Annotated in this window: 8 protein-coding genes; 6 read left to right on the top strand and 2 right to left on the bottom strand. The window is 46.4% G+C overall.

The genetic code is table 11. From position 1 onward, the window contains the following. Positions 1-607 precede the first annotated feature (607 nt). Positions 608-2,248 (bottom strand): chaperonin GroEL, encoded by a 1,641-nt coding sequence (gene groL, locus BLS44_RS18035; protein ID WP_090391626.1) that lies wholly within the window; start codon positions 2,246-2,248, stop codon positions 608-610. Between the two features lie 137 nt (positions 2,249-2,385). Next, positions 2,386-2,667, bottom strand: a complete 282-nt coding sequence (locus BLS44_RS18030; protein WP_018628109.1) for a co-chaperone GroES — start codon at positions 2,665-2,667, stop codon at positions 2,386-2,388. A gap of 244 nt (positions 2,668-2,911) precedes the next feature. Between BLS44_RS18030 and nusB the strand changes: the two genes are divergently transcribed. The 6 genes from nusB (at position 2,912) to BLS44_RS17995 (ending at position 10,168) form a co-directional block, all read left to right on the top strand. After that, complete coding sequence (gene nusB, locus BLS44_RS18025) at positions 2,912-3,841, top strand: transcription antitermination factor NusB (protein ID WP_090391625.1); 930 nt, start codon at positions 2,912-2,914, stop codon at positions 3,839-3,841. 167 nt (positions 3,842-4,008) lie between these two features. After that, a complete protein-coding gene (locus tag BLS44_RS18020) occupies positions 4,009-4,467 on the top strand; it encodes a DUF1573 domain-containing protein (protein ID WP_090391624.1) in 459 nt (152 codons plus the stop codon). 17 nt (positions 4,468-4,484) lie between these two features. Beyond that, positions 4,485-4,823 carry a preprotein translocase subunit YajC gene (yajC, locus tag BLS44_RS18015; RefSeq protein ID WP_090391623.1) on the top strand — a complete coding sequence of 113 codons (339 nt, stop codon included), beginning with the start codon at positions 4,485-4,487 and terminating at the stop codon, positions 4,821-4,823. 284 nt (positions 4,824-5,107) lie between these two features. Beyond that, positions 5,108-5,689 carry a dephospho-CoA kinase gene (gene coaE, locus BLS44_RS18010; RefSeq protein WP_090391715.1) on the top strand — a complete coding sequence of 194 codons (582 nt, stop codon included), beginning with the start codon at positions 5,108-5,110 and terminating at the stop codon, positions 5,687-5,689. A gap of 645 nt (positions 5,690-6,334) precedes the next feature. Next, positions 6,335-8,866, top strand: coding sequence for a TonB-dependent receptor domain-containing protein (locus tag BLS44_RS18000; protein ID WP_090391621.1), 2,532 nt, complete (start codon positions 6,335-6,337; stop codon positions 8,864-8,866). Positions 8,867-9,040: 174 nt separating this feature from the next. Then, positions 9,041-10,168, top strand: coding sequence for a hypothetical protein (locus tag BLS44_RS17995; RefSeq protein WP_090391620.1), 1,128 nt, complete (start codon positions 9,041-9,043; stop codon positions 10,166-10,168). The last annotated feature ends 45 nt before the right edge of the window (positions 10,169-10,213 follow it).

Below are 10,213 nucleotides of genomic sequence, written 5' to 3'. Positions count from 1 at the left end.
TTGCTCACGGATTTCGCGGATTTACACAGAAAGATTAAAAGAGTCTGTGGATATCTGAGGTATCTGTAAGAGACCTTCCTGCTTGTGGACCCGCTGGGTTTGCTCACGGATTTCGCGGATTTGCACAGAAAGATTAAAAGAGTCTGTGAACATCTGTGGCATCTGTGAGAGAGCATCCTGCTTGTGGACCCGCCGGGTTTTGCTCACGGATTTCGCAGACTTACACAGAAAGATTAAAACAGTCTGTGGATATCTGAGGCATCTGTGAGAGACCTTCCTGCTTGTGGACCTCTGGGTTTTGCTCACGGATTTCGCGGATTTACACGGATATATTAAAACGTTCTGTGAATATCTGAGGCATCTGTAAGAGACCTTCCTGCTTGTGGACCCGCTGGGGTTGCTCACGGATTTCGCGGACTTACACAGAAAGATTAAAACAGTCTGTGGATATCTGTGGGACACTGGAGTATAGCGAATAGCCGGAACACTGGCGGGCGCTACACCACTGCCTCAGGCCCAAAAAAAATGCCCATCTTGCGATGAGCATTTTTTATCTTTAAACAGGAGTATTTCCTGCTGATAGCTAATGACTGATAGCTGATGGCTATTAATAACCCATGCCACCCATATCAGGACCACCTGGCATTGCAGGAGCTGCTGCTTTGGGTTCGGGTTTGTCTGCAACCACGCACTCGGTAGTCAGTAACATACCTGCAATAGAAGCAGCATTTTCCAATGCAACACGGCTTACTTTTGTAGGATCAATTACACCCGCTTTGAACAGGTTCTCGTAATTCTCAGTTCTTGCGTTGAAACCGAAATCAGCTTTACCATCTTTGATCTTCTGAACAACGATAGAACCGTCGATACCCGCGTTGTCAGTCAGGGTGCGTACCGGAGCTTCCAGCGCGCGTTTTACGATCGCCATACCGGTTGCTTCGTCTTCGATCTGGCCTTTCACTTTTACATTCAGGCTTTCGATAGCACGGATATAAGCTACGCCACCACCTGGTACGATACCTTCTTCAACCGCAGCTCTTGTTGCATGTAATGCATCATCCACACGGTCTTTCTTTTCCTTCATTTCCACTTCAGTAGCAGCACCAACATACAATACTGCAACACCTCCGCTTAATTTAGCCAGGCGCTCCTGTAATTTTTCACGATCGTAATCGGAAGTGGTATTCTCGATCTGAGCTTTGATCTGGTTTACGCGGCCAACGATCTCCGCTTTTTTGCCTTTACCACCTACTACAATCGTGTTGTCTTTGTCGATGGTGATAGAAGAAGCCTGTCCCAGAGAAGCCAGGTCTGCGCCTTCCAGCTTATGACCCAGGTCTTCAGAGATAACAGTACCGCCGGTTAAGATCGCGATATCGGTCAGCATTTCTTTTCTTCTGTCGCCAAAGCCCGGCGCCTTAACAGCAGCCACTTTCAGCGTACCACGCAGTTTGTTTACCACCAGGGTAGCCAGCGCTTCACCTTCCAGGTCTTCTGCAATGATCACCAGCGGACGACCGCTTTGCGCCACTTTTTCCAGGATACCCAGGATATCTTTCATGGTGCTGATCTTTTTATCATAGATCAGTACATAAGGGTTTTGTAATTCAGCCTCCATTTTTTCGCTGTTGGTAACGAAGTAGGGAGAAATGTATCCGCGGTCAAACTGCATCCCTTCTACTACATCTACAGTAGTATCGGTACCTTTTGCTTCTTCTACAGTGATCACTCCTTCTTTACCTACTTTGCCAAATGCCTGCGCGATCAGCTCACCGATCTGCTCGTCGTTATTGGCAGAAATAGTAGCCACCTGCTTGATCTTTTTGCTGTCGCTGCCTACAGTCTGGCTTTGTGCTTTCAGACTTTCCACAACCAGGGAAACAGCTTTGTCGATACCACGCTTCAGGTCCATCGGGTTAGCGCCGGCAGCAACCATACGCAGGCCTTCGCCAATGATCGCCTGTGCTAAAACAGTAGCGGTAGTAGTACCGTCACCGGCAATATCCGCTGTTTTGGAAGCTACTTCTTTTACCATCTGGGCACCCATGTTCTCTACCACATCTTCCAGCTCAATTTCTTTTGCTACGGTAACACCATCTTTGGTAATAGCAGGAGCACCAAATTTTTTCTCGATCACTACATTGCGGCCTTTAGGTCCTAATGTAACTTTTACAGCGTTGGCCAGAGAGTCAACGCCTTTTTTCATTTTATTTCTTGCTTCAATATTGAAGAAAAGTTGTTTTGCCATTTTTTTATAGACTTTAGATTTTTGTATTTAGATTTCAGATTTTTGTACCCGGCTGTTGAATTACTGTCAGCAATCTTGCGTCGCACACTTGTACGTTCCGGTTACTACTCGTCATTTTTTAAAATCGTTACAGGAGATTATACAATCGCCAGGATATCGCTTTCTCTCATAATTAAAAGATCTTCGCCACCGATCTGGATCTCGGTACCGGCATATTTACCATATAATACGGTGTCGCCGGGTTTTACTGTAACGGGCTCGTCTTTTTTACCAGGACCCGCGGCCACTACAGTACCACGCTGGGGTTTTTCTTTGGCAGTATCCGGAATAATGATACCACCTGCTGTTTTTTCTTCTGCTGCTGCTGGTTTTACAATTACCCGGTCATGCAGAGGGGTAACAGTTGTCTTTTTAGCCATAATCGTATTGTTTTTTAAAAATTTAATTTAAAGTGCCAAAATGAAAATTTTGGGCTGCTAATGTAGCATAAATAGTATGCCATCCCTCAGGTAAATGAAATTTTTTCAGTTTAAAGGACATTCCGGGGGGTAAAACGAGCGACTTCTTCCCTATTCCTGCCAAAATTGCATTTTACACCGGTTTTTTCTTCAATAAGGTATAAATCAACTATCTTCGCAGCCGCAAAAAGAGTTCATTCAATCAATGATTAGCAGAAGAAATATCCGGGTTAAAGTGATGCAAACCCTCTACGCGTGCAGCACAGAAACCGAACAGAACAGTAAAGTACCCAGTCCTTCCAAAATTTTAGATCAGCATTTTAACCAAACCCGCAGCCTGTTTGTATACCTGATTTACTTTATAACGCAGATCGCGCGGTATGCAGAAAAAGACGCACATAAACGGGCCAGCAAATATATTCCTTCTGCACACGATCTGAATGTAAATACCAAACTGGCAGGTAGTGGCCTGCTTTGGCAGATCCTCGAAGATAAGCAACTGGAAGAACAGCTGAAAAAGGATAAGCCTGAAAATATGATAGATGAAGAGCTGGTAAAGAAAATTTATAACCAACTCACAAAAACATCTGAATATCATCATTATATATCTATAAATCAGCAGAGCAAACAGGAGGACCGGAAGATCTTTGAATTTATCCTGAATGACTATATGCTCGGAAACGAAGACTTTATCAGTCATATTGAAGAGCTCTTTTCCAACTGGAGTGATGACGGTGAAATGGTGGTGCAGTTGCTCCAGGCTTACCTGCACAAGCCCGGATCGGCAAAATTCCAGGAAATTGTAAGTACGGATAAGGCCCGTTTTGCGCAGCAGCTCCTGGCAACGGTTCTTGATAAGAACGACTATCTGCTGGAGTTCATTACTCCCAAACTAAAGAACTGGGACCCCGAGCGGATCGCCCTGCTGGATATGGTGATCATGAAAATGGGGGTTGCCGAGTTCCTTTATTTTGAAACCATTCCGCCCAAAGTTACCATCAATGAATACATTGATCTTGCCAAAGAGTACAGTACTGCCCAAAGCGGACATTTTGTAAACGGGATTCTTGATAATATTCATAAAGAGCTGGTACAGGAAGGCCGTTTAAAGAAAACAGACTATAAAAAGGCCTGAACAAAAAATGTGATGGCTCCGTGCTCATTTTGAACTAAGTTTGCATTTCCAAAAAAATAATACAAAGGAAACGAAGCAGAAAGGCTCTTTCTTGATGGAGTATCATTCTTTTGCGGAGTTCGCCCGGACATTCGGGAAGACCATTAGAAACTTAAAAAATTAAACTGATGAAAAAGGGTTTACTCATTTTTGTTGCAGCGGCAACACTTATCGCTTGTAAGAGTACTTCCGGGAAAGCCGGTGAAGCTTCTGGAGACAGCGTAGCAACAGCACAAAAGGAAAAGGCGCTGGCTGACTCCGCAAATTTTACAACAGCTGTATGGGTCGATTCTACCTTTAAAGATGTGGGTAAGGTAAAGAAAGGACAGGTTGTTGAGATCCCCTTCACGATCAAGAATACCGGCGATAAGCCCCTGGTGATCGCTTCCGTAAGCCCCGGTTGCGGATGTACGGTGGGTGAAAAGCCTGAGAAGCCCATTTTGCCGGGCGAGGAAGGAAAAGTAGTGGCCAAATTCAACAGCGCAGGCCAGGCTGAGGGTTCCCACAACAAAAATATGACGGTACATGCCAATACCAAACCGTTTACAGAAACCGTTTTAAATTTTAAAGTAGAAGTAGTTAACTAATCAAAGCGTAAATAGAAATGACAAATGTATTATTACAGGCGCAGGCGTCGCCCGGCCCGTTTGGATCAATGACAACGATGATCTTTATGTTTGGAATGATCATCGTGTTCTGGCTGTTTTTCATCCGCCCGCAGGCAAAAAGAGCCAAAAACCAGAAAAAATTTATCGAAGATCTTCAAAAAGGCGATAAAATAGTAACCATTGCCGGCATCCACGGTAAGATCAGCCAGGTAAATGAAGACGGAACCCTGAGCATTGAAGTGAGCCCGGGCAACTATATCAAGATCGAAAAATCTGCGATCAGCATGGACTGGACCACCCAGCTGAATAAGGGGACCACTCCCCCGGCCAAATAGCAAACAGCAATTAGCAATCCGCGGGTCACATAATTCAAAAACAGGAACACGGCAAAGAAGTATATTTGCCGTGTTTTTTATTTTTCTGCCGCAGAGGCACAGAGACACAGAAGGCTTTGGACCTGTAGATTGAGACGAATGAGGGGGCGAACAGCAAGGGACTTTTGTTGAAAGCAATACCACAAACCTTTGTTCCTGATCATCCGTTACTGTGAATGCCGGAAAACAGGGATCAAAAATTCAGTGTTTCTGTGGCTCTGCGGCAAATTAGAAAAACGAACTTCATGCTTAAAGTAGGTATTACGGGCGGGATCGGGAGCGGCAAAACGCTGGTAGCATCCATATTCCATACCCTGGGCATCCCGGTATATGACGCAGATGCTGCTGCAAAAAGGCTGATGAACACCAGCACGGAGATACGGGAACAACTTACCGGGTTATTTGGGGCGGATACCTATAAGACGGGCCAACTGGACCGCCCACTGCTGGCCTCCAAAGTATTTGGCAACCCGGAACAGCTCGGGCGGCTTAATGCCATTGTACACCCCGTTACCATCCGCGACAGCCAGGAATGGTTTGCCCGGCAAACTGGTCCCTATGCCATAAAAGAGGCCGCTATTTTTTTTGAAAGCGGAAGTGATCAGTATATGGATTATATGATCGGTGTTACAGCCCCCGAAGCATTGCGTATCCGGCGCACGATGGATCGCAGCCACATCACTGAAGCCCAGGTACGGGAGCGGATGCAACAGCAAATGGATGATGCTGAAAAAATGCGCCGCTGTCATTTTGTAATTGATAACGGCGAAACCGTATCCCTGATCGGGCAGGTGATGGCCATACATGAGCAGCTAAAGCGCATGTAGGATATTAGGGCGGTTTTGTTTCGGTAGCGAAGATTACAGGACGGTAACAGAAGCTTTTTAATTTTACATTTAATATTTCTTATTGGTAATCTTAAATTCCCCGGAGGGAACCTATCTTTGAACTTTTTCAGACCTTCATTGTTTAACAGGTGTTATCATAAACAGTTGTATCATTGTTGCGGAAACTGACCATATTGCTCCTGCTGGTTTTTTACAGTCTGGCTTCCTTCGGGGTCAGTCTGAATTTTTTCTATTGCTGCGGCAAATTAAAATCGGTTTCCTTAACGTCTCATATTCCCGAAACAAAGGACTGCCCGGTACAAAAAGGAAAAAACTGCTGTGAAAATAAAACAGTCGGTACATCGGTCTCCACAGATCAAAAAACAAGCGGGTCCCCCGTTTTGGCACTGACACAGCCCGGGGGTATTTTTATTACCCCTCCTGCCCTGTTCGGCAATCAACCGGCGTCAACTGTGATGTCGGTCCTGGCATTGCCACCTGCTGATCCCCCGGAACAGCGCCCCAGGGAGCGTTCCATCCTTTTCAGCGTTTTCAGAATTTAGAAAAAGCAGTTTTTGCTATCCCCAGGCAGGAGCCTGATCCTTCCTGTAATTACTGTATCCACTTTTTCTAAAAACAAAATGCATGAACCAGAAATATCTTATTTTTTTCCTATTCTTATTGTTTATAAAGCCAGCCCTTGCTCAAAAAAATATAAAGACAACAACTCTTAAAGTGCTGGGAGCCTGCGAAATGTGCAAAGAACGAATTGAGGCAGCAGCGCTCGATCATAAAGCCCGTACCGCTACATGGGATGCGATTAGCCAGCTGCTTACCATAAGCTATGATTCTACAAAAGTAACGGATGAAAAGCTCCTGAAAGCGATTGCAGAAGCCGGTCATGATAATGAACGTTTCAAAGCCGCCGATGCGGTTTACCAGGCGCTGCCGGCCTGCTGCCATTATCATCGTGCTGCCGACACTGCTGCTACAAAGGAAAAGCAGGTCATCACCGGTGTGGTGCTGGAAGAAACCTCCAGGGGAAAGCTCAATCCCATTTCCGATGCCACGGTAAAAAGCCTGCATTCCAACCAGTATTTTGTAACGGATAGTACCGGGGTATTCCGCCTGGAAACGGATCTGCCCACCCATATCGCTATCAGCTATGTAGGTTTCCGGTCAGATACGATCAGCGTAAAAACGCCGGACATGCTCACTATTATTTTAAAGAACTCATCAACCGGTGATCTTAAAGAAGTGATCGTAAGTTCCAGGAATCCCTCCACGTTTGTATCTACTATGAGCATCCTCAACACGCTGAACATGGGCGCAAAAGAGCTAACAAAAGCGGCCTGCTGCAATCTTTCGGAAAGTTTTGAAACCAGCCCTTCCGTAGATGTCAGTTATAGTGATGCCGTTACGGGTGTAAAACAGATCCAGCTGCTGGGATTATCGGGCAATTATACCCAGTTGCTTACCGAAAACGCCCCGGAGATCAGGGGCCTTACGGCGCATTACGGGCTTACTTATATTCCCGGTCCCTGGATCGAAGGTATACAACTGACCAAAGGAACCGGCTCAGTGGTAAACGGTTATGAAAGCATTGCCGGTCAGATCAATGTAGAGGAAAAGAAACCGGATAATGCAGAACAGCTGCTGGTCAACACCTATGTGAATACCATGGGGCGCCTGGAGGCCAATATCAATACGGCTCAAAAGCTGAACGATAAATGGAGTACCGCTTTACTCACTCATGGTAATTACAGCAATAAGAAGATTGATCACAATATGGATGGGTTCAAAGATCTTCCCACCGGATCGCAATGGAATATCATCAACCGGTGGAAGTATATGGATAATAACGGATGGATCGTTCAGCTGGCGCTGAAGGCGCTGAATGACCGGCGTTATGCAGGACAAATGGACTTTGACCGGAACCGCGACCGGCTTACCACCAGCCATTACGGAGTGGGGATCGATGCGCAGCAATACGGATTTACCGGTAAACTGGGGTACGTCTTTCCGCAGCATAAATATAAAAGTCTGGGGCTGATCTTATCGGCCGGTCAATATTCCAATAATGCCTATTACGGGTTAACGTCCTACGATGGCAAACAAAAGACCCTTTATGGCAATTTTATTTATCAATCCATCATCGGCACTACGGATCATAAATTCCGCACGGGCCTCAGTTTCTCCAACGAAAACTATAATGAGACCTTTAACCAGCGTATTTTTAAAAGGAACGAAATGGTACCGGGCGCTTTTTTTGAGTATACCTATACTGCTTCGGACAAGTTTACTGCCATTGCAGGGCTGCGGTTGGACCATCACAACCAGTTCGGGTTTATAACCACGCCCCGGCTGCACCTGAAGTATGACTTCGATTCCAAAACCAACCTGCGGTTATCCGGCGGATCCGGGTTCCGCATCAGTAATATTTTTGCTGAAAATGTGGGAGTGTTTGTCAGTGCCCGGCAATATGAGATCCTGGATCCCGGCTCCTCTTATGGCTATGGACTGGACCCGGAAAAAGCCTGGAACTATGGTCTTAATTTTATACACCATTTCAACCTGGGCAATCGCAAAGGATCCATCGCCCTGGATGCCTACCAGACCCGCTTCCGCAATCAAACCGTGGCCGATGTGGATGCCAGCCCCCAGGCCATCCAGTTCTATAATTTAAACGGCAAATCCGTATCCAGCAGTGTGCAGGCAGAGCTTAACTATGAGCTGCTGCGCAAGCTGGAGCTCCGTATGGCTTACCGCTGGCTGGAAGTGCAAACGCAATACAGGCAGGGATTGCTGGATAAACCCTTCACGGCCAAACACCGGGCTTTTGTAAACCTGGCCTATGAAACCCATAATAAATGGAAGTTTGATTATACCACACAATGGCTCAGCCGGAAACGGATTCCGAATACGGCAACCAATCCCGCCGGTAAACAGATGGATACCTGGTCGCCTTCGTTTTTCCAGGTAGCAGCACAGGTTAGCAAGCAGTTCAGCAAACAATGGGAAGTATACCTGGGAGGCGAAAACCTGACCAATTATGTACAGGAATACCGGATCATTGATGCGCAAACCCCGTTCAGCCCCTATTTCGATGGTTCTCTGATATGGGGACCGGTAACGGGGCGGATGGTGTATGCCGGTATGCGGTTCAGGATCCCCTGAGAAATGTAAAATGCAGAAGTAGACCGGCCTGAGGTCAGATCCGTTTGATGCAGGACCCCCAGTGTCATCAGCCGATCGCTGAAAACTTCTGTATCTGTTTCAGGTTTCGGCTTAATGTTTTATGCCTGATCCGGGTTTTTCATTTTCAAATTGTCAAATTCCTTAAATTGCCCTATGGACACATCGCTTATCGACGAGCTGAACGACAAACCATCGCGCAAGAAGCTATTGTACCCGGTAAACCCGGAGCTTTCTGCATACCTGAAGCACCAGGGACGTGAAGTAAAGTTGCCGGTTTCACACCGCGACCTGCTTAATTTTACCTGGTCGATCCCTATCAAGGACCGCGATGGCAACTATACCCACTGGGAAAAGGCTATTTATGATAAGCGCGACTGGGACTTTCTAAAGGAGGGGCTGGTAAAGATCTATGCCATCCTGAAAACAGAAGGCGATATGAGTTTTGCCGATCAGCTGGATGTGGCCCGTATCGACTACTGTAATTTCGGGAACTCCCTGCCCTTCCGGATCCGCATCATCAATAAGTTCAATGCTAATTTTGACCATTATTACATGAAGATCACGGATGCCTCCCGTATTTACGGGCTGGAAATGGAGCATATCCTTTCTCCTAACCGGATCACATTTTATACAGACGGGGGTACGTTAGTGGAGGAACATATCCCCGGTCTTCCGGGAGATGTATTCCTTAACCAGTATTTAGACCTGCCGGAAACGAATAAGACCCGTTTTGCAAAGGAGTTTGTAAAATTTAACGAACGTTGTTTTGTACGCCTGCTGGGCGATATGCGAAGCTACAATTTTGTGATCGTAAGCACACCGGATATTGAGGGCTACCAGTACCGCATCAGGGCCATCGACTTTGACCAGCAAAGCTACGAAGGACGCAAAAGCCTGTACATGCCCCAGTTCTTCAAAGAAAATAACCGGTTTGTACAAACCGTACTTACCCATCTGAACCAGGAGTCTATCGAGCAATACAAGGCAGAAGAGCGTTCCGCGATGGCCTTCCGGGTGGCTGCCGGCCGTTTCCGGCTGATGGAGCTGCTGAACATCATGTCGCGGGATACCATCTCCCCCCTGGCAAAGCAAAAGCAGCTGGCAGAGCAGTTAAACCAGCATTCGCATACAGCTGCGTTCAACCGCTGTAATTCCATGGGGCAGATCTTAAAGCTGCACCTGAAATACATGCTCCGCGAAAACCTGAAACTGATCCAGGAAAAAACAAGATCGCTCAAAAAGCCGGTGTTCCAGCCGGTTTCCCGGAATACCGGCAAATAGATCATAAATTCTATTGCAGTAACTTCAATATATTCTTTGAAATAG

Source organism: Niabella drilacis (assembly GCF_900101395.1).
Classification (GTDB): Bacteria; Bacteroidota; Bacteroidia; order Chitinophagales; family Chitinophagaceae; genus Niabella; species Niabella drilacis.
The sequence above is the reverse complement of the archived record's forward strand: the minus strand, read 5'-3'. Positions and strand labels throughout refer to the sequence as shown.

Coding starts and splice junctions, on each gene's coding strand:
- yajC (WP_090391623.1), top strand. CDS start 4,485: ATGACAAATGTATTATTACAGGCGCAGGCGTCGCCCGGCCCGTTTGGA.
- nusB (WP_090391625.1), top strand. CDS start 2,912: ATGATTAGCAGAAGAAATATCCGGGTTAAAGTGATGCAAACCCTCTAC.
- groL (WP_090391626.1), bottom strand. CDS start 2,248: ATGGCAAAACAACTTTTCTTCAATATTGAAGCAAGAAATAAAATGAAA.
- BLS44_RS18030 (WP_018628109.1), bottom strand. CDS start 2,667: ATGGCTAAAAAGACAACTGTTACCCCTCTGCATGACCGGGTAATTGTA.
- BLS44_RS18000 (WP_090391621.1), top strand. CDS start 6,335: ATGAACCAGAAATATCTTATTTTTTTCCTATTCTTATTGTTTATAAAG.
- BLS44_RS18020 (WP_090391624.1), top strand. CDS start 4,009: ATGAAAAAGGGTTTACTCATTTTTGTTGCAGCGGCAACACTTATCGCT.
- coaE (WP_090391715.1), top strand. CDS start 5,108: ATGCTTAAAGTAGGTATTACGGGCGGGATCGGGAGCGGCAAAACGCTG.
- BLS44_RS17995 (WP_090391620.1), top strand. CDS start 9,041: ATGGACACATCGCTTATCGACGAGCTGAACGACAAACCATCGCGCAAG.